The sequence below is a fragment of the Phytohabitans houttuyneae genome, assembly GCF_011764425.1.
Lineage (GTDB): Bacteria > Actinomycetota > Actinomycetes > Mycobacteriales > Micromonosporaceae > Phytohabitans > Phytohabitans houttuyneae.
In genome coordinates this window covers 1178955-1198250 of record NZ_BLPF01000004.1, presented here as the reverse complement: position 1 = coordinate 1198250, position 19296 = coordinate 1178955, and the positions used below count along the sequence as shown (strand labels likewise).

At 72.6% G+C, this 19296-nt stretch carries 15 protein-coding genes and 1 pseudogene; 9 read left to right on the top strand and 7 right to left on the bottom strand.

The annotated features are described in order from the left end of the window. Nucleotides 1–118: 118 nt before the first annotated feature. From Phou_RS47580 to Phou_RS47570, 3 genes are read left to right on the top strand one after another with little or no spacing between them, the layout of a single operon-like run. Nucleotides 119–925, top strand: coding sequence for an SAM-dependent methyltransferase (locus tag Phou_RS47580; protein ID WP_173070949.1), 807 nt, complete (start codon nucleotides 119–121; stop codon nucleotides 923–925). A gap of 17 nt (nucleotides 926–942) precedes the next feature. Further along, nucleotides 943–2712, top strand: a complete 1770-nt coding sequence (locus Phou_RS47575; RefSeq protein WP_173071553.1) for a putative bifunctional diguanylate cyclase/phosphodiesterase — start codon at nucleotides 943–945, stop codon at nucleotides 2710–2712. 28 nt (nucleotides 2713–2740) lie between these two features. After that, nucleotides 2741–4624: an ABC transporter ATP-binding protein gene (locus tag Phou_RS47570; protein ID WP_173070948.1), complete on the top strand. Its 1884-nt coding sequence runs from the start codon at nucleotides 2741–2743 to the stop codon at nucleotides 4622–4624. Between the two features lie 763 nt (nucleotides 4625–5387). On the opposite strand, the pseudogene Phou_RS47565 reads toward Phou_RS47570, so the two are convergent. The 4 genes and pseudogenes from Phou_RS47565 to Phou_RS47550 all read right to left on the bottom strand — a co-directional run bounded on the left by Phou_RS47565 (nucleotide 5388) and on the right by Phou_RS47550 (nucleotide 9520). Then, a pseudogene (locus tag Phou_RS47565) lies at nucleotides 5388–6493 on the bottom strand (glycosyltransferase family 4 protein). After that, the gene (locus Phou_RS47560; RefSeq protein WP_173070947.1) at nucleotides 6490–7746 is read right to left on the bottom strand and encodes a M48 family metallopeptidase; all 1257 of its coding nucleotides are present in this window, start codon (nucleotides 7744–7746) and stop codon (nucleotides 6490–6492) included. The pseudogene Phou_RS47565 and the gene Phou_RS47560 overlap by 4 nt, the downstream one beginning before the upstream one ends. A gap of 18 nt (nucleotides 7747–7764) precedes the next feature. After that, on the bottom strand, nucleotides 7765–7992 hold the full coding sequence (locus Phou_RS47555; protein WP_173070946.1) for a hypothetical protein: 228 nt from the start codon (nucleotides 7990–7992) through the stop codon (nucleotides 7765–7767). Nucleotides 7993–8065: 73 nt separating this feature from the next. After that, on the bottom strand, nucleotides 8066–9520 hold the full coding sequence (locus Phou_RS47550; RefSeq protein WP_173070944.1) for an NYN domain-containing protein: 1455 nt from the start codon (nucleotides 9518–9520) through the stop codon (nucleotides 8066–8068). 98 nt (nucleotides 9521–9618) lie between these two features. On the opposite strand from Phou_RS47550, the gene Phou_RS47545 reads away from it, so the two are divergent. The 6 genes from Phou_RS47545 to Phou_RS47520 all read left to right on the top strand — a co-directional run bounded on the left by Phou_RS47545 (nucleotide 9619) and on the right by Phou_RS47520 (nucleotide 15895). After that, nucleotides 9619–11349 (top strand): DEDD exonuclease domain-containing protein, encoded by a 1731-nt coding sequence (locus Phou_RS47545; protein ID WP_173070942.1) that lies wholly within the window; start codon nucleotides 9619–9621, stop codon nucleotides 11347–11349. A 106-nt stretch (nucleotides 11350–11455) separates the two neighbouring features. After that, nucleotides 11456–13219, top strand: a complete 1764-nt coding sequence (locus Phou_RS47540) for a RelA/SpoT family protein (RefSeq protein WP_173070940.1) — start codon at nucleotides 11456–11458, stop codon at nucleotides 13217–13219. A gap of 21 nt (nucleotides 13220–13240) precedes the next feature. Beyond that, nucleotides 13241–13759 carry an NUDIX domain-containing protein gene (locus Phou_RS47535; RefSeq protein ID WP_173070937.1) on the top strand — a complete coding sequence of 173 codons (519 nt, stop codon included), beginning with the start codon at nucleotides 13241–13243 and terminating at the stop codon, nucleotides 13757–13759. Beyond that, nucleotides 13756–14571 carry a nucleotidyltransferase family protein gene (locus tag Phou_RS47530; RefSeq protein WP_246274725.1) on the top strand — a complete coding sequence of 272 codons (816 nt, stop codon included), beginning with the start codon at nucleotides 13756–13758 and terminating at the stop codon, nucleotides 14569–14571. The genes Phou_RS47535 and Phou_RS47530 overlap by 4 nt, the downstream gene beginning before the upstream one ends. Nucleotides 14572–14781: 210 nt before the next feature. Continuing rightward, nucleotides 14782–15069, top strand: a complete 288-nt coding sequence (locus tag Phou_RS47525; protein WP_173070933.1) for an Lrp/AsnC family transcriptional regulator — start codon at nucleotides 14782–14784, stop codon at nucleotides 15067–15069. Next, nucleotides 15059–15895: an alpha/beta hydrolase family protein gene (locus Phou_RS47520; RefSeq protein WP_173070930.1), complete on the top strand. Its 837-nt coding sequence runs from the start codon at nucleotides 15059–15061 to the stop codon at nucleotides 15893–15895. The genes Phou_RS47525 and Phou_RS47520 overlap by 11 nt, the downstream gene beginning before the upstream one ends. Before the next feature lie 825 nt (nucleotides 15896–16720). Here Phou_RS47520 and trpD read toward each other — a convergent pair. The 3 genes from trpD to Phou_RS47505 form a co-directional block, all read right to left on the bottom strand. Then, nucleotides 16721–17779, bottom strand: a complete 1059-nt coding sequence (gene trpD, locus Phou_RS47515) for an anthranilate phosphoribosyltransferase (RefSeq protein ID WP_173071551.1) — start codon at nucleotides 17777–17779, stop codon at nucleotides 16721–16723. Nucleotides 17780–17830: 51 nt separating this feature from the next. After that, nucleotides 17831–18226: a hypothetical protein gene (locus tag Phou_RS47510; RefSeq protein WP_173070928.1), complete on the bottom strand. Its 396-nt coding sequence runs from the start codon at nucleotides 18224–18226 to the stop codon at nucleotides 17831–17833. A gap of 103 nt (nucleotides 18227–18329) precedes the next feature. After that, nucleotides 18330–19226: a cytochrome c oxidase assembly protein gene (locus Phou_RS47505; RefSeq protein WP_246274724.1), complete on the bottom strand. Its 897-nt coding sequence runs from the start codon at nucleotides 19224–19226 to the stop codon at nucleotides 18330–18332. Nucleotides 19227–19296: the final 70 nt, after the last annotated feature.

The window sequence follows — 19296 nt, the reverse complement described above, 5'->3', positions numbered from 1 at the left end:
GTATGGCGGGCGGTCTAGAAGGCGGGACACTCTACGGGCAGAATGGCGGCGACCACCCAAGCGCGTCATTCGAGCCTAGACAGGACAGAGTAATCCCGGACAGGACAGAGGGGACGGTATGCGACGTCCGGACTGGGCACCAGAGACGATCGACATCGATCGGCCCAGCGCAGCCCGCATGTACGACTACTTTCTCGGTGGGTCGCACAACTTCGCGGTCGATCGCGAGGCGGCCAAGGCCATGATCGCGGCCGTCCCGGAGACGCCGCTGATCGCGCAGGCCAACCGGGCGTTCATGCGCAGGTCGGTGCGGTTCATGATGGACGCGGGCGTCCGGCAGTTCCTCGACCTCGGCTCCGGCATCCCCACGGTGGGCAACGTGCACGAGATCGCCCAGGCGGCGGCCCCCGAGTCCACGGTGGTCTACGTCGACATCGACCCGGTCGCGGTGGGCCACAGCCGCGAGATCCTCGGCGACAACGAGCAGGCCGTGGCCATCCAGGCGGACATCCGCGACCCGGACCGCATCCTCGACCACCCCGACGTGCTCAAGCTGATCGACTTCGGGCAGCCGGTGGCGCTCATGATCGTGGCGGTCATGCACTTCGTCCACGACGACGACCGGCCCGCCGAGATCGTCGCCCGCCTCCGCTCCGCCCTCCCGCCGGGCAGCTTCCTCGTGCTCTCCCAGGCGTCGGGCGAGGGGCGCAGCCCGGCGGAGTGGGACGAGGCGAGCGCGGTCTACCTGCGCACCGACCGCCCCCTGCACAACCGGGGGCGAGACGAGATCATCCGCCTCTTCGACGGCTTCACGCTGGTCGAGCCGGGCGTGGTGTGGGTGCCCGAGTGGCGGCCCGACGGTCCGCACGCGCTCGACGATCCCGAGCGGGCGGTCTACATCGGCGGAGTAGGTCGGCTCGGGTGATCCGCGATCCGGACGCGATGCGGTACCCGCTGGCACCAGCAGGGTACGGATCGACCGCGCCCGGGCTCGCGATCTTCGCCCGCGCCTGGGCCAAGGCGGTGACCGGCACCAGCTACCTGCCGGTGACGCCGGCGCAGCTCGAAGAGTTCCTGGAAGGGCTGACCGTCCGCCTTGTCGAGGCGCTCTACGAAGAGCCGTTCAGCCTGCGCCGGGGGTACCAGATCGGCGCCGACCTGGTCGCCGCGCACATCGCCTCGGCCGAAGGGCTCGGCCGCACGATCGAGGTCATCGACCTGCGCCTGCTGCGCGACCTGGGGCTCTCCGGCGACGACCTGCGCGACCGGATGGCGCGGCTGCTGGGCACTGTCGCGATCGGGTACGCGCGGGCGCTGCGCGACCGCACGCTCGACGAGCAGGAGTCGATCCGCCGCGCCGCGATGGTCGCCCGCGAGCAGGCGGAGCAGGCGCTGCGCGAGAGCGAGGCCCGCTTCCGCCACCAGGCCACCCACGACCCGCTCACCAACCTGCCCAACCGGGCGCTGTTCACCGAGCGGCTGGCGGCCGTCTTCGGCCGCGACGGGGGTTCCGACCGCCGCCTCGGCGTCTGCTTCGTCGACCTCGACGGCTTCAAGATGGTCAACGACACGCTCGGCCACCACGCCGGCGACCTGCTGCTGATGTCGGTGGCCGCCAAGCTGCGCCGCGGTGTCGGCGAGCACCTCGTGGCCCGGATGGGCGGCGACGAGTTTGTCATCCTCGTCGAAAACACCACCTGCACCGACGACGTGCTGAAGGTCGCCGACGCGGCGCTCGCCGCGATCAACGAACCGTCCACAGTGGACGGCCAGGAGCTGCGCGTCTCGGCCAGCATCGGCATCGTCGAGCGCCCGGTCTCCGGCACCACGCCGAGCGAGGTGATGCGCGCCGCCGACATCACGCTGCACTGGGCCAAGAGCTCCGGCAAGAGCCGGTGGGCGCTGTTCGACCCGGAGCGCAACGAGCGCGAGCTGACCCGGTACGCGCTGTCGTCGGCGATGCCGGCCGCGCTGGAGCGGGGCGAGTTCTGCCTCGACTACCAGCCGCTCGTCTCGCTGTGCGACGGGCGGCTGCTGGGCGTGGAGGCGCTGGTGCGGTGGCGCCACCCCAAGCTCGGCGTGCTGCGGCCGGACAAGTTCATCGGGCTGGCCGAGGAGACCGGGCTCATCGTCCGGCTGGGCGGCTGGGTGCTGGCGGAGGCGTGCCGGCAGGCTCGCAAGTGGATCGACCTGAGCCCGAAGGCGCCGTTCGTCAGCGTCAACCTCGCGGTGCGCCAGGTGCGCCGCCCCGGGCTGATCCAAGAGGTCACCGACCTGCTGGAGGAGTACCACCTGCCGCCCGGCCGGCTCCAGCTGGAGATCACCGAGAGCGCGATGATGAACGGCGCGGACGAGTCGGTTGGCAACCTCCGCACGCTGTCCGACCTCGGCGTGCGGATCGCGATCGACGACTTCGGCACCGGCTACTCCAACCTGTCGTACCTGCGCACGCTCCCGGTCTGCGAGCTGAAGGTGGCCGGCTCCTTCGTGGAGGGACTGCGCGCGCCCGCGGCTGAGCCGGCCAGCCTCACCGACGAGCGGATCCTGGCGACGCTCGTGTCGCTGGCACACACGCTCAACCTGACCGTGACGGCCGAGGGCGTGGAGACGGCGGCGCAGGCCGACCGGTTGCGCGCCATCGGCTGCGACGCCGCGCAGGGCTGGCACTTCGGCGCACCGATGTCACCCGACCACGTGGACGCCCTGTTGTAGACGGCTCCGGCCACGTACCAAGGAACGTATGGATGCGGGCGAAGACGAACTCAAGGTCCCGTACTGGCTGACCGCCACCGCCGAGGCGGCCAACGCCACCTTCTGGCGCATGTTGCGCCGCCTACCCCACCTCCTCGCGCAGGCGTGGCGGCTCGCGTGGCAGGCGAGCCCTCGCCACACGATCGCGGTCGTGAGCTTCGAGCTCGCCGCCGGCGTGGCGAGCGCTGTCGGCCTGGTCAGCGTCGTCGGCGTGCTCGACGGCCTGCTCCGCGAGGGCCCCACGCCCGACCGGATCCGCGCGGCCGTACCCTCGCTGCTGCTCATGGTCGGCGCGCACGCGCTCCACACGATCCTCCGCTCGGCCGCGACCGGCGCGCAGGGCCGGCTCTCGCCGCAGGTGAGCCAGACCGCGGAGATGCGGCTGCTGGACCTGACCACGCGCGTGGACCTGGCCACGTTCGACGATCCGGACTGGCGCGACGCGATGCAGCGGGCCCGGGACCGCGGCATCGACGCGGCCCAGCGGGTGGTCGACCACGCGATCGAGCTGGGTACCAACCTTGTCGGCCTCGTGGCGGCCGGCAGCGTGCTCGCAGTCCTCCACCCGATCCTGCTGCCGCTCCTCGTGCTCGCCGTGCTGCCCACCGGCTGGGCGGCGGTGCGGTCGGCCCGCCTCGGCTACCGGCAGCAGCTGCGCCTCGTGGCGGTGTGGCGTCGCAAGTGGATGCTCAGCGACCTGCTGGCCGACCGCGAGCCGGCGCCCGAGGTCCGCGCCTTCACCGTGCGGCGATTCCTGCTCACCGAGGTGCGGCGCCTCCTGGACGTGGCGACCGGCGAGTACATGCGCGTCTCCGGCCGCCAGGTGCGCACCAACCTTGTCGGCGCCGCCCTGGGCGGGGTGGCCACCGGCGTGACTTACGCCGTGCTGATCTTCCTGCTCGTCACCGGCCGGATGCAGCTCGCGGTGGGCGGCGCTGCGGCGTACGCGATCAGCACCGGCATCGGCCGGCTCACCCAGGTCGCGTTCAGCATCAACCACCTGTACGAGCAGGGCCTGTACTTCGGCGACTACGAGGGCTTCTGCGCGCTGGCCACCGAGCGGGCCGAGGCGACGCCGCCCGAGCGGGCACCCTTGGGCCCCACGGTGATCGAGCTGCGCGACGTCACGTTCGCGTACCCGGGCGCCGAGACTCCCGCCGTCCGCGACGTCACGCTGACCCTGCGACGCGGCGAGACCATCGCGCTGGTCGGCGAGAACGGCTCCGGCAAGTCCACATTGGCCCGACTGCTCGCCGGCCTCTACCACCCCGACCGGGGCACTGTCGTCTGGGATGGCGTGGACCTCGCCACCGTCGACCCGGTCAGCGTCCGCGACCAGGTCGCGGTCGTGATGCAGGAACCCACGCGGTGGCCGCTGTCCGCCCGCGACAACATCACGATTGGCCGGTACGAGCGCCCCGCCGAGCAGCCCCACGTCGAGCTCGCCGCCCGGCAGGGCGACGCGCACGACTTCATCCAGGAGCTGCCCCGCCGGTACGACACGCTACTGTCCCGCCACTTCACGGATGGCGCCGACCTGTCCGGCGGCCAGTGGCAGCGGCTGGCGGTCAGCCGCGCCTTCTACCGCGACGCCGCGCTGCTGATCTGCGACGAGCCGACGGCCAACCTTGACGCCCGCGCCGAACACGACGTCTACCAACGCCTGCGCGAACTGGCCGCCGGCCGCACGGTCGTGCTGATCACCCACCGCCTGGCCAGCGTCCGCGACGCCGACCGCATCTACGTCCTCGACCACGGCGCCGTCACGGAGGAGGGCAGCCACCCGGAGCTGATGGCACTGTCCGGGACGTACGCGTCGCTGTTCACCCTGCAGGCCAGCGCGTACCAGCAGCCCGACCCCGAAGCCGCTTGAGTCCAGCCCGCGGGCGACTCTCAAGCTGGGCGCACCAATGCGCCCACCGCGTCGGCACCCGGCGAGCCCGGACGGTGAGCAACCGCCCGGATCCTGACGCGGGCTGTCGAGTGACTTTTCCGCGGTCGGGGTAACCGGTCTGTCCACGATGCAGCATCGCCGCGCCGAAGCTCTCAGCAATGCGGAACACGACGGACAGTGAGACCCCGTGCGCGGACACCGGCCGACACGACCCTTGATCAGGGCAACGGTGTCGAGATCTTGGCGGGTGGCGTCGCTCGACTTTCGGAGTTTCGTCGTTTGGAGTCCCTTCGCGGTCAGGGTGAGCCTTCCTAGAGTCCGACGCCGAGGTAGATGTGAGCCGCCGCTACGCCCCAGATTGCCGGCCTCACCCTCCGCGGTCGCTCAGCTCAACCCAGGAACCCGCTCCGGCAGATCTTGGCAAGTTGGCGTCGAAATAACGCGCCAACTCACCAAGATCTCAAAGCGCACACCGCCTGCACCGGATCGGCAGTCACGGACCGCGACGACGGTGCCGAACTGCGGGCGGACTCGCGCACTCGCGCCTCGAAGATCGCAGAAGCACGGAACCTGTCGCACGGCAAGCAAACCCAACTCTCCGAAAGTTGAGGACGCTAAAGATCTGCGGGGTTAGCTGGGCCACCGCGGAGGGTGAGGCCGCGGGAGCAACGGTCCGGACCACCGCGGGCATCGCGGTAGCTCACATCTGCTTTGGGGTTGGGCTTGCCAGAAAGAGCGCGGTCTAGAGCAGCTCGGCCATGCGGGCGGCCTGGAGCTCCCACCGCCACTCGCGCTCGACCCACGCGCGGCCGGCGGTGCCCATGCGCCTGGCCAGGTCGCGGTCGGACAGCAGGCTGGCGACGCGGTCGGCGATGGCGTCCAGGTCGCGGCCGCCCACGACGTAGCCCGTCTCCCCCTCGCGGACCGCGTCCGGCGCGCCGCCGGAGTCGCCGGCCACCACCGGGAGGCCGGTCGCGGAGGCCTCCAGGTAGACGATGCCCAGGCCCTCGACGTCAAGGCCGCGGTTGCGGGTGCGGCAGGGCATCGCGAACACGTCGCCGGCCGCGTAGTGGGCAGGCAGCTCCTCGGCCGGCACCGAGCCGGTGAAAATGACGTCCGGAAGGCCCGCCGCGAGCTTTTCCAATGTGGACCGGTGCGGGCCGCCGCCGACCACGAGCAGCGCGGCGTCGGGCACCCGGCGGCGGATCGACGGGAGGGCGCGGATCAGCGCGTCCTGGCCCTTGCGCGGGACGAGGCGGGACACGCACACGACGACCGGGCGGTCGCCGAGGCCGTGGCGCCGGCGGATCTCGGCGCCGTCGACGCCCGGGTGGTACGCGTCGATGTCGACGCCCGGTGCAAGGCGGCGCAGGTCGGTGAGGCCGTGCAGCGCCTTGTCCAGGCGCACCCGGGTGTACTCCCCAGGTAGGTCACCACGTCGGTGCCGCGCGCGATGCGGCGCAACAGGCCGCGGGCGCCGGGCAGCGCGGCCCAGCCGATCTCGTGCCCGTGGGTCTGTGCCACCGCGCGCTCGATGCCGGTGCGCCGCCGCAGCCCCGGCGCGAGCAGGCCCAGCGGTGCGGCGGCGCCGAACCAGACCGTGTCGCACCCGTAGGCCCGCGCGATCTCGGCCGAACGCCGTGCCGCGCGGCGGGTCGGCAGGAGCATGCCGGTCGCCTCGCGCACGACCTCGAAGGGCTGGTCGGCGTCGAACTTCGCGGCGCCTTTCCACGTCGACGCGTACACGACCAGCGAGCCGGGTGGCTGGCGGACGGCGAGACCGTGCACAAAGGACTGGATGCCGCCGGGGCGGGGTGGGAAGTCGTTGGTGACCAGGAGTGTGGTCATCGCTCGCCCCGCGCGAAGGCGCGCGCGGCCGCCATGCGCTCCACAGTGGACGGGTGCGAGGCGGAGTACAGGTACTCCCAGCGGGGCGGGTCGGGGTCGCCGAGGTTTACCGTGGACAGCCTGCGCTGCATCGACTCGAACGTGCCCGGGTCGCCGGTCAGCACCAGCGCGTGGGCGTCGGCCCGCGCCTCGACGCGGCGGGACAGGAACGCCTGCGCGGGCGCGGCCACGATGCCGACCAGGCTCACGACCGCCACCATCAGCGCGAGCGCGCGCGGCTCGCCCATCGAGTCGACGCCCGCGGTGCGCAGCAGCCATCCCCAGCCACCGAGCAGGTAGAGCGCGACCACCGCGGCGGCGGCGCCGAGCGCGCCGAGCAGGGTGCCGGTGAACACGTCGCGGTCTTTGGCGTGGCCCAGCTCGTGCGCCACGACGCTCGCCACCTCCTCGGGCGGCGCCTCGCGCACCAGCGTGTCGTACACGACGATGCGGCGGGTGGGGCCGAGACCCGACACGTACGCGTTGACGGCGCGGGTGCGCCGCGACGCGTCGGCCACCAGCACGTCCTTGACCGGCACGCCGTCGCGCTGCGCCAGGCTCATCAGCTCGGTGCGCAGCGGCCCCGGCTCCATCGGCGTGAACTTGTTGAAGACCGGCTCGACGAGTACCGGAAGGATGAACGAGAGAAGCACGACGAGCGCGGCCGCCCCGGCGGCGCCGAACGCCCACCACCAGCGCGGCGCGAGCCGCGTGACCGTGTAGAAGCCGAGCAGGGCGATGGCGGCGATGACGGCACTCACCGCGTACGACTTCAGGACGTCGACGGTCCAGCCGGCCCAGGTCTGCGTGGAGAGGCCGTAGCGCACCATGATCGTGTGGCGCCAGGCGGCGAGCGGGAGCGTGATGATCTCGGCGACGAGCACGACCGCGAGGCCGCCGAGCACCGCGCGCGCCACCCAGTGGTCGCCGAACGGGCGCCCCACCAGCTCGACAAGGCGGCTGCCCAGCGGGGTGAACCCGAGCGCGAGCGTCACCGCCAGCCCGAGGAGCATCGCGCCGTAGGACCCCGGGCGCAGCGCCGAGTGGAACTCGCGCCCCTTGCGCACCTGCTCCTGCGGCAGGTCACGGAGCGCGTCGAGCTGGTCGGCACGGGGCGCGGGCGGGCGGTGCCAGGGCACCAGCAGCACGGCAGCCACCAGCAGCGCCACCGCGAGGCCGGCGAGTGCGACGGCCGCCCAGAGCCTAGGGGTCATGGCGCCCGATAGTAGTGCTCAAGCCACGTGGCGTCGCCGGCGTCCGCCCGGCATGAGCCGCAGCGGGGGTCGGGCCGGCTCGGAGATGACCTCCACGTCGAAGCCGGCACGGGCGAAGGTCTCGATCGCGCGGCGCTCGTCACCGGTGAGGTCGGCGCGCTCCGCTGGAGTGTCGAGCAGGGCGCTCAACATGCACCCGCCACACGCGGCTCCCCGAACCGCGCAGGTCTCGCAGTCGATGAGCATGGTCCCTCCTCAGGGTGGGCCGTCTGGCACCGTCCGTGACATCGACGCTATGGGAGGGGTACGACAAAACCGGCTAGACGCGGGACAGGCGGCGCAGGAGGGCGTCGGCACCCAGCGGATACGCACCGTGGCGGCGCACGCCGTCGGCCACCTCGCGGTCGGAGGAGACCACCACGACGGGCCGGCCGGAGGGCTCGGCGCGCACCAGCCTGCGGATCAGCTCGTCGGCGGTCTCGCCCTTGCGGGAGAAGAGCACCCGCACGTTGCGCGGCGCGGGCGGCAGGCCGTGCACCCGCTCGGCGCCGTCGAAGACCACCGTGACCTCGTCGCCGGTCTGCGCGGCGATGCCGCCGAGCCCGGTGATCAGGCGCTTGCGCTGCTGCTCCAGCGACATCTCGCCGAAGCCCCGCTTCGTCACGTTGTACCCGTCGACCACCAGGTGCGCGCGGGGCAGCGCGAGCAGCTGGTCCAGGCGGGCGGGGTCGTCGGCGTCGAGCGCGCGGGTGCTGCTGGACGGCTCGTCGGGCCGGTCGGCGAAGGAGTCGGCCACGAAGTCGGCCGGCCGCCGCTCGGCCGGGTCGAGCGCCAGCTCGCGGCGCAGCCCCACGGCCGCCTGGCCGATCGTCTCCAGCAGCAGCCACAGCCGCGCGTCGTCGACGGCGCGGGCCTCCTTGGCGGTGGCGCGGGCGTTGCCGGCGACGGCTTCGGCCTCGGCGAGCTTTGCGCGCATCCGGCGCAGCTCGGCGTCGTGGTCGGCGGTGGCCCGCGTCGCCCGGCCCCGCTCGGTGGCCAGCATCTCCGTCGCCTTGCGCTCGCGCGCCTGCGTCTCGCGCAGCGCGCGGGTGGCCTGCCGCGCCTCCTCGCGCAGCTGTCCCAGCTCCTCCCGGACGCGGGCCAGCTCGTCGCGGAGCTTTTCGGCCTCGACCTTGGCCACGGCGCGGTCGTGCTCGGCGCGGGCGGCGCGCTGCTCGGCCTCGCGCAGCATGTCGGTCACCGCGGCGCTGTCGGCCTCGGCACGGACCGCCTCGCCGGCGGCGGCGACGAGCTCGCGCCAGCCCTCGGGGCGGGCGAGGTAAGCCAGCGCGGCGACCTCGACCGGGTCGGCGGCGGCCGGGCAGATGCCCTCCAGGACGGCGGCGCCCAGGTCGCCGGCGTCGTCGAGGACGCGACTCGTGATCCGCTGGCGGAAGAGCGGGTCGCCGGACAGCTGCGTGGCGATCATCGGCCCGCCGTGGCGGGCACGGCGGTTGGGCGCAAACTTCGCCACCCGCCGCAGGGCCGCCGGCAGCTCGTCGTTTGGCAGCGTCGGCAGCGCGGCGGCGGTCAGCGAGATGACCCGCTGGCGGACCGGCTCGGGCAGCACAGGCTCCGGCTCGGGCAGCACGGTCTCCGGCTCGGCCTCCACGGGCGCGGCGCGGCTGGCGTCACTTCCGGGGGCATAGGTGGGCGTATCACCCGAAACAGGCTCCGACCCCCCATGAGCCGCGCCACCAGCGGGGCGGTCGTCGGGCGGAACCGGTACGGACATCCCACAAGTCTCCCACCACCAGCGCCATCCCCGCCCGGTCGCTCAGACGATCTTTTGCGCGGTGAAAGATGTCGTACCTGTGTTCTAGCGTGCCGCGCGTGACGAATGTGGACTACGTCCAGGGCACGCTCGACACCCTCTTCGACGACCCCGCCGCCCTCTCCCTTCGCGAGACCACGTTCGTCGTCGTCGACCTGGAGACCACCGGGGGCGCGCCCGACGGGGGCGGGATCACCGAGATAGGCGCGGTCAAGGTGCGCGGCGGCGAGGAGCTCGGGGTGCTCGCCACCCTGGTCGACCCGGGGGTGCCGATCCCGCCGTTCATCACGGTGCTCACCGGCATCACCCAGGCGATGACCTACGAGGCGCCGCCGATCGAGCAGGTGCTGCCGAGCTTTCTGGAGTTCCTGCAGGGTGCGGTGCTGGTCGCGCACAACGCGTCGTACGACGTGGGGTTTCTCAAGGCCGCCTGCGCCAAGCACGGCTACCGGTGGCCCAACCCCAAGGTCCTCGACACCGTCGCGCTGGCGCGGCGGGCGATGACCCGCGACGAGGTGCCCAACCACCGCCTCGGCACGCTCGCCGCCCACTTCCACACGGCGCGCCAGCCCACCCACCGTGCGCTCGACGACGCACAGGCCACGGTGGAGGTGCTGCACGCCCTGATCGGCCGGCTGGGCAGTTTCAAGGTGCACACGCTGGGCGACGCGATCGAGTTCGCCAAGGCGGTCACGCCCACCCAGCGCCGCAAGCGCCACCTGGCAGAGGGGTTGCCGCACGTCCCGGGGGTGTACATCTTCCGGGCCGCCGACGGCCGCCCCCTCTACGTCGGCACGTCCGGCGACATCGCGACCCGTGTGCGCAGCTACTTCACCGCCGCGGAAAAGCGCGCCCGGATCTCGGAGATGCTGGCCGCGGCCGAGACGGTGGAGCCGGTCGAGTGCGCCCACTCGCTGGAGGCGGAGGTCCGGGAGCTGCGCCTGATCGCCGCGCACGCCCCGCCGTACAACCGGCGTTCCAAGTACCCCGAGCGCGTCGTGTGGCTCAAGCTGACCGCGGAGGCCTACCCCCGGTTGTCGCTGGTCCGGGCGGTGGCCGAGCCGGAGGCGGCCTACCTGGGGCCCTTCACGTCGCGGCGTTCGGCCGAGCTGGCCGCGGCCGGGGTGCACGACGCGGTGCCGCTGCGCCAGTGCACGCTGCGCCTCTCGACCCGCACCAAGACGCCGGCCTGCGCCCTCGCCGAGCTGGGCAAGTGCCCGGCGCCGTGCGAGCACCGGATCTCCGCGGAGGAGTATCTGGAGCGTGCCGCCACCCCGTTCCGCGACGCGATCACGGGCGACCCGACGCCGCTTGTCGACCCGCTGCTCGCCCGCATCCGCAAACTTTCCGACGCCCGGCGGTACGAGGAGGCCGCCGTGGTCCGCACCCGCATGGCGGCGCTGCTGCGGGCGGCGGTGCGCATGCAGCGGCTGTCCGGCCTGACCGGCATAGCCGAGCTGGTGGCCGCCCGCCGCCACCAGGGCACCGGCGGTTGGGAGCTGGCGATCGTGCGGCACGGGCGGCTGGCCGCGGCCGGCGTGTCCCCGCCCAGGGTGCACCCCCGGTCCACGATCGACATGCTCCGGATGACCGCCGAGACCGTGCTCGGCCCCACCGCGTCCACTGAGGAAAGCGAGCGGATCCTGTCGTGGCTGGAGCGACCAGAGACACGGCTGGTGCAGATGTCCACCGGTTGGGCGTCACCCATCCGAGGGGCGGCGCGGTTCCGTGATCTGCTCATTCGTGCGGAGAAGGCGGCTTCCGGTAAAGACTCGACCGAAAGCTCATGAGTAAGTAACCATTAGGATGACCGAGACTCACTTAGGCTGTTAGACAAGTGCATTCCTGGGAGCCAACGCCCTATTTTGGGCGTGATCGCGTGAGGGAGGTGTCTCGGTGGACGTCGACGCCGGCCACGGCGCCGCAATCGGACGCGCCCTGCCGACACAGACCTCCGACCTCCCCCTCGCCACTCGGTTGCGTTCCTACCTGTCCTGGAGCTCGTCCTCCGACGACGATCCGGTGACACTGCTGACCAAGACCCACCGCTACATCCATCCGTATGCGGACGCCGGCGTGCTGCGCCGCGGCTACGCGATCGCGGAAAACATGCACCGGGGCCAGTTCCGCAAGAGCGGCGAGCCCTACATCACCCACCCGCTCGCCGTGGCGCAGATCTGCGCCGAGCTGGGCATGGACACGACCACGCTGGTCGCCGCGCTGCTGCACGACACGGTCGAAGACACGACGTACACGTTGCAGGCGCTCGACGGCGACTTCGGTCCCGAGGTGGCCCACCTCGTCGACGGCGTGACGAAGTTCGACAAGTCCTTCTACGGCAAGGCGGCCGAGGCCGAGACGATCCGCAAGATGATCGTCGCGGCCGGCAAGGACGTGCGAGTCCTGATCATCAAGCTGGCCGACCGCGTGCACAACATGCGCACCCTCGACGCCCGCTCCCCCGCCTCCCGCGCCCGCATCGCCAGGGCCACGCAGGAGGTGCTGGTGCCGCTCTGCGACCGGCTGGGCATCCAGGCGCTCAAGCGCGAGCTCGACGACATCGTGCTGATGCACCTGCACCCGGAGGAGTTCGAGCGCATCGACGACCACGTGCGCAACCGCCCCGACTGGGCGGGCTACCTGGAGACGGTCGTCAGCGCCACCCGCGCCGCGCTCAAGCGGGGCAAGGTCACCGCCCTAGTCGCCCCCCGCCCCCGGCACTACTACTCGATCTGGAAAGACACCGTGGCCGGCAGCCACCGCGTCCCGTTCGACCTGCCCCGCATCGTGGTGGTGGTCGACGGACCGGAGGGCGACTGTTACGCCGCACTCGGCGCGATCCACGGGCAGTGGCGGCCGGTCGCCGGCCGGTTCAAGGACTTCATCGCCTCCCCGAAAAACAACCTCTACCGCTCGCTGCACACGACGGTGATCGGGCCTGACGAGCGCACGGTCGAGGTGCTGATCCGCACGGAGGCGATGCACCGCGCCGCGGAGTACGGGATAGCCGCCAACTACCGCTTCAAGCGCCCCGCCGACCGCAACGAGTCGGTGCGCCTGGACGAGCTGTCCTGGCTGCGGCGGGTGCTCGACTGGGAGCAGGAGACGTCGGACGCCGCCCAGTTCCTCCAGTCGCTGCGGTGCGACCTGGCCGAGGCGCAGATCCTGGTCTTCGCCGAGGGGCGGCAGGTGCTGCTGCCGGCCGCCGCCACCCCGGTCGACCTGGCCTACGAGCTGTCCTCCGAGACCGGCGACCACTGCCTCGCCGCAAAGATCAACGGCCGCCTCGCCCCGCTCGCCTCCGAGCTGCAGGACGGCGACGTGGTGGAGATCTTCACCGAGCCCGCGCACGGGCCGCAGCGCGAGTGGCTCGACTTCGTCAAGTCGCCGCACGCGCAGATGCAGATCAACCGGTGGTTCGCCGACCATCAGGAGCCGGGCATCAGCATCTCCGACAAGGTGCGGCTGGGCCGGGCGACGATCGGGCTGGCGCTGCGCAAGCACAACCGCGGCCTGGCCAGCGAGATGCCGCTGCGCACGCTCGCCGACGACCTGGGCTACCCCGACCTCGAGACGATGCTGGTGGCCGTCGTCGACCGCGCGATCTCCCCCGACGACGTCGTCGATCAGCTGATCGCCCTCGTCGACCGGCGCGAGTAGACATCCGGCTAGCCTGAGACGGTGAAAGCGCTGCGCGCCACTACGTACGGGGTTTTCTACCGGCTGCCCATCAGCGTGCGGCGCTTCATCGTGCGGCGCGTCGTCCCGAAGTACATCGTCGGCGCGGTCTGCCTGGTCCGCGACTCGGACGCCGGCGACGAGCGCCTGCTGCTGCTCCGCCAGCCGCCGGGCCGGGGGTGGAGCCTGCCGGCCGGCCTGCTGCAGCGGCGCGAGGCGCCGGTCGTGGGCGCGGCCCGCGAGCTGGCCGAGGAGTCCGGCATCAAGCTGCGCCCGGAGGACCTCCGACCGGCCGTGCCCAACGCGGTCGTACACGCCCGGGGCTGGGTCGACGTGGTCTTCGAGGCGTCCGTGCCGGCGTCCACGACCACGCTCGAGGTCGACGGCGCCGAGGTCTACGAGGCCGAATGGCACCGCCTCGACGACCTCCCCCAGCTGACCCGGGCGACGGCGAAGCTGCTCGCGTACTACGGCATCGGCCCGCTCGCCGACCAGCCCGGCCCGTGGGCCGCCCTGCGGTGAGCGACCTCTGCGCGGTGATCCTGGCCGCGGGCGAGGGCCAGCGGCTGCGGCCACTCACCGCCCGCGTGCCCAAGGCGCTCTGCCCGGTCGGCAACGTGCCGCTGCTCGACCACGCGCTCGCCCGGGTCGCCCGGCTCGGCTTCGCCGACCCGGCCACGGTCGCGGTCAACGCGAGCTACCTCGGTGACCAGGTGGTCGCCCACGCCGCAGGGCGGGCCCACGTCTCACCCGAAGACCACCCTTTGGGTACCAGCGGTGGGGTGGGCCGGCTGCGTACCTGGATCGACGGTCGGGGCGTGCTGGTGGGCAACGCCGACGCCTACCTCGCCGGCAGCGGCGCCGACCCGGTCGCGCTGCTCGACGGCTGGGACGGCGAGACGGTGCGCCTCTTCGGCCAGCCCGCGCCCGCCGAGCCGTACGCCTTCGCCGGCCACCGCTTCGCCGGCTTCTCGCTGCTGCCGTGGCGCTACGTGCGCGACCTCACGCCCGAGCCCGCCGAGCTGGTCCGCACGGTGTGGCGGCCGGCCGAGGCCGAGGGGGCGCTGGAGGTGGTGACCTTCACCGGCACGTACCTGGACACCGGCACCCCCCGCGACTACCTGGCGGCCAACCTCCACGCTGCCGGCGGCGGCGACCTGATCGCCCCCGACGCGGTGGTCACCGGCCGCGTAGACCGCGCGGTGGTCGGCGCCGGCGCCGTCGTCGAGGGCGCCCTGACCGGGGCGGTCGTGTGGCCCGGCGGCAGGGTGGGCCGCGACGAGCACTTGGTGGACGCGATCCGCGTCGGCGCCGACTTGACGGTCTCCGCGTAGCTTCACCCGCTCGTCGGGGGCGTTCCTCTCGGTGGGAGGTCGCGCGCGCACCACCTCCGCGGCGTCATCGACGAGACCGCGATCTCGCCGCGGTCGTCTTCGGCGCCTTGTCGGTGCCATCCGTCGGGATCGCCGTCGCCGCCGTGGGCTTCGGGCTCTACACCCTCCTCACGTGAGCCGGCGGGACGCCGAAACGGATAGGGTGAACGCGTGATCACCGCGATCGTTTTGATCGACTGCGCCACCGACTCGATCCCCGAGGTGGCCGAGACCCTGGCCGCCCTGCCCAACGTCAGCGAGGTCTACTCGGTGGCCGGACATGTGGACCTCATCGCGATCGTGCGCGTGCGGGAGTACGAGCAGATCGCCGAGGTCATCGCCGGGTCCATCAGCAAGACGCCCGGCGTGATCGACACCGATACCCACATCGCGTTCCGCGCGTACTCCCAGCACGACCTGGAGGGCGCGTTCGCGATCGGCCTCGACGATGCCGACTGACGAGGAGTACCTGCAGGAGCACCTCGACCTCGGCACCGACCGCATCGGGCTGCAGATCTACCCGGAGCCGGAAGGCGTGCCGGACGCCCCGGTGGTCGTGGTGTGGCCGGCGATGGGCGTGCGCGCCCGCTACTACCGCCCGCTCGCCGCGTCGCTGCGCCAGGCCGGGCTCGCCGTCGTTGTGGCCGACCTGCGCGGCACGGGTGCCAGCACCCCGACGCCGAGCCGCTCCTCGCGGTACGGGTACGCCGACCTGGCCGCCGACGTCGGCGCGGTGCAGGAGGCGCTGAAGCCGAGGCTCGACGGCCGGCGGCGCCTGCTGCTCGGCCACTCCCTCGGCGGGCAGGCCGCGCTGCTGCACCTCGCCCTGCACGACGAGTCCCCTGTGGACGGTGTGGTGCTGGTGGCGGTGGGGCTGCCCTACTGGCGTATGTACCCGCGCCGCCGCCATGGCGTCCTGGCGATGACCCAGTCGATCGGCGCCACGAGCGCGCTATTGCGCGTGTGGCCGGGCTGGGGCTTCGGCGGCCGGCAGGCGAGGGGCGTGATGCGCGACTGGGCGTACACGGCGCGCACCGGCCGCTTTCCCCAGCTGGACGGCGTCGACGTCGAGGCCGCCCTGCGCGGCGTGCGGACGCCGGTGCTGGCGATCAGCGTGGACCACGACCAGTACACGCCGCACGAGACGCTCGACCACCTGTGCGCCAAGCTCGCGTCGGCGCCGCTGACGCGCGAGCGCCACTCGATCGACGGTGCCGACCACTTCACCTGGGTCCGCTCCGCGGACGGCATCGCCGCCCGCGTCGCGGAGTGGTCCGGCACCTGACCCACCGATCCGGGAGGTCCGCCACGCCCGCGTGGTCGCTTCCCCGTCTTCGCCACTGATCCAGCGGTCGCGCCGCGGGTGCACTCAAGCTGGGCGCACCAGGCGCCGACGGACCGACGCCAACCACTCCGCTGGCTCCGCCCCGCAACGACATCACCGCCACGTCACGACCGGCCCGGTGCCGAGCCACTCGTCCGAGGGGCCGCACCGCGGGGACGCTCTCAAACTGGGCGCACCAATGCGCCCACGGACCGACACCGCGGACGGTGAGACCGCAGGACCAACGGTCCGGATCACCGCGGAGGGCGGGGCCACCGGGACCAACAGACCTGACGACGGGCGGCGAGGTCACCGGGCGGCGTCCCGACCATCGACGGCTAAGCCACACGCGACAGAGCCCCGACCATCCACGACAAGACCACCCAGCGACAGCCCCGACCACCGATAGCGACGCCACCACAGAGCGAGGACCCGCGACCGCGACGAAGCCACCGGCGACCGAATCCCGCGCCGCCACGTAGGGCGAGGCCGCCAGAGCAACAGCCGCTAACCCACGCACGGTGACGCCGCAGGAAGCAGCAGCCCGGACCACCACCGAGCCCGAGGCCGGCGGAACAGACAGGCCGGACCACCGCGCACGGTGACGCGGCGCGCAACGGCCCCGACCACCGCGCACGTGACGTCGCAAGGACCAACGGCCCCTGACCCACCGCGGACGGTGAGGTCGCCGGAGCAAGAACCTCGGCCACCGCGGACGGTGAGGCCGCGGGAGCAACGGTCTGGACCACCGCGGACGTCGCGGTAGCCCAAAGCTTCTGGAATTGTCTAGGGCTTGGCGGCGGCCGACTGGGCGGTCTCGATCCAGCGGTCGAGCGTCTTGGCCGCCGCGCCCGAGTCGATGCTCGCGGCGGCGCGGGACAGGGCCTCCCGCATCGCCTCCAGCGGCTCGCCGGGCAGGCCGGCGTGTGCCGCCAGCGCGGCCGCGGCGTTGACCAGCACCGCGTCGCGGACCGGGCCGGGCTCGCCGGCCAGCAGGCGGCGGGTGACGTCGGCGTTGAAGGCGGCGTCGCCGCCGCGCAGGTCGCCGGGCGCGGACCGGGGGATGCCCAGGTCGGTCGCGTCCAGCACCAGCTCGGTGACGGTGCCGCCGCGGACCGCCCACACGCGGGTCGGCGCGGCCGTGCTGAACTCGTCCAAGCCGTCTTCACCGCGCATGACCAGCACCGAGTCGCCGCGCTCGGCGAACACCCGGGCCATCACCGGCGCCATGCGGGTGTCGAAGCAGCCCACGGCACCGGCACGCGGACGGGCCGGGTTGGTCAGCGGACCCAGGAAGTTGAAGACCGTGGGCACGCCCAGCTCGCGCCGGGGCACCGAGGTGTGGCGCATGCCCGGGTGGTAGCGGGCGGCGAAGCAGAAGGCGATGCCCACCTCGGTCAGGCAGTGCGCCACCTGCTCCGGGCCCAGGTCCAGCGGGATGCCCAGAAACTCCAGCAGGTCGGCCGCGCCGCACGCGGAGGAGGCGGCGCGGTTGCCGTGCTTCACCACGCGGACGCCGGCGCCGGCGACGACCATCGCGGTCATCGTGGAGATGTTGACCGTGTGTGCGCGGTCGCCGCCCGTGCCGACCACGTCGACAGCGTCCGCTCGCACGTCATCGGGGAGCTGGACAAGCGCGGCGTTGGCCAGCATGGCCTCCACCAGGCCGCTCAGCTCGGCCGGGGTCTCACCCTTGGCGCGCAGCGCCATGGCGAAGCCGGCGATCTGCGCCGGCGTCGCCGAACCATTCATGATCTCGCCCATCGCCCAGGCGGTGTCCGCGGTGGACAGCTCCTCGGCGCGCAGCAGGGCGGCGATCAGGTTGGGCCAGGTCCGCTCGCCCACGGTGGCCTCCATCAAGATCCCCGCCCGGCCTCCGGGCGGGGTGCGGCAAGGTCAGGCGGCAGCGTGGGAACGCAGCAGCCCGGCGACGGTCTGCCCGGTGGTAACCGGGTCCAGCGGGTGCAGCAGGGTGCCGTCCACCTGCGCATACGCCGCGAGCCAGCGATCAGCTGCCCGGGCGATGACGACGCAGGTCGGAGGAGCCTCCACGAAGTCGTCCTTGATCTGGCGCGCTATGCCGATGCCGCCGCCGGGGGTCGCCTCGCCGTCCAGCACCATCAGATCGATCTCGTAGTCGTCGACCAGTCGCACGCACGCCGCGTAGTCACTGGCCTCGACGAACTCCACCGACAGGTCGGCCGCCGGCCGCGGCCCGATCGCGAGCCGCATGCGGTCGCGCACCTGAGGGTCGTCGCTGTAGAGCAGGACGGTGTACGTACGGTCGGTCATCGCGCTCCCACATTCCTACCCGCGCTGGTCCTCCCTTGGCGTGCCCGCCTAGGGACGACCACCACCAACGAGGGATGTAACTGCGGCCTGATGGTACCCGGAGTCACTGAGCGGCCCCCGCCCCGGTGCGGGCGGCCTCGGCGGCGGCCGCGGCCTCCTGGCGATCCAGCTCGCGGTCGATGCGCCGCGCCTCCCGCTCGGACTGCTTGAACCACTGCACGAGCAGCACGCCGATCATGGTCACGGAGACGAACTCGCCGCCGGCCCAGAGGATGCCGCCGGCCACCTTCTGGTCCGTCCACGGGTCGGCCCAGGTGAGGCCGAGCGACGGGTACCAGTCGCCGCCGAGCAGCGTCGTGCTCTGCATGATGGTCAGCCCCAGCACGGTGTGGAACGGCACCGACAGCACCATGAGCAACGCCCGCCCCGGGTACGGCCACCGGCCCGGCAGCGGGTCGAGCCCCAGCAGCGGCCAGAAGAAGAGGCACCCGGTGAGGATGAAGTGCGCGTGCACCACCTCGTGCGCGAACGTGTTCGACAGCGTCAGCCGGTACAGGCCGGTGAAGTAGAGCACGAACGGGTTGGCGACGAAGAGCGCGTACGCCACCAGCGGAAACGAGAAGACGCGGGCGACCCGGCTGTGCACAAGGGCCAGCAGCCGCCGGCGGGGCGCGCCGCGCAGCACCCGCAGCGCGAGGGTGATCGGGGCGCCGAGCGCCAGGAAGATCGGCGCGACCATGGAGAGCACCATGTGCTGCACCATGTGCACCGAGATGAGCGTCGTGTCGTACGCGTGCAGGCCGCTGACCGTCACCGCGGCGATCGAACCGAGGCCGGCGCCGATGAAGAGCACCGTGCGGGACAGCGGCCACTTGTCGCCGCGTGCCCGCAGGCGGTGCACGCCGTACAGGTAGAGGCCGGCCGCCACGACCAGCATCACCGCGATCCAGCTGTCGAGGCTGGCCTCGGTGAAGACGGCCGAGACGGTGAACGGGCGCACGTTTCGAGGCTAGGCCACGCCCGTCCGGAGGCGGCACCGGGCTCTGCCAGCTGGCTCGCTCCGCTCGCTG

Excerpts from the sequence above, each read along its gene's own strand:
- Phou_RS47550 (WP_173070944.1), bottom strand. The coding sequence starts at position 9,520 with ATGTCCGTACCGGTTCCGCCCGACGACCGCCCCGCTGGTGGCGCGGCT.
- Phou_RS47570 (WP_173070948.1), top strand. The coding sequence starts at position 2,741 with ATGGATGCGGGCGAAGACGAACTCAAGGTCCCGTACTGGCTGACCGCC.
- Phou_RS47510 (WP_173070928.1), bottom strand. The coding sequence starts at position 18,226 with ATGACCGACCGTACGTACACCGTCCTGCTCTACAGCGACGACCCTCAG.
- Phou_RS47520 (WP_173070930.1), top strand. The coding sequence starts at position 15,059 with ATGCCGACTGACGAGGAGTACCTGCAGGAGCACCTCGACCTCGGCACC.
- Phou_RS47555 (WP_173070946.1), bottom strand. The coding sequence starts at position 7,992 with ATGCTCATCGACTGCGAGACCTGCGCGGTTCGGGGAGCCGCGTGTGGC.
- Phou_RS47560 (WP_173070947.1), bottom strand. The coding sequence starts at position 7,746 with ATGACCCCTAGGCTCTGGGCGGCCGTCGCACTCGCCGGCCTCGCGGTG.
- Phou_RS47575 (WP_173071553.1), top strand. The coding sequence starts at position 943 with ATGCGGTACCCGCTGGCACCAGCAGGGTACGGATCGACCGCGCCCGGG.
- Phou_RS47580 (WP_173070949.1), top strand. The coding sequence starts at position 119 with ATGCGACGTCCGGACTGGGCACCAGAGACGATCGACATCGATCGGCCC.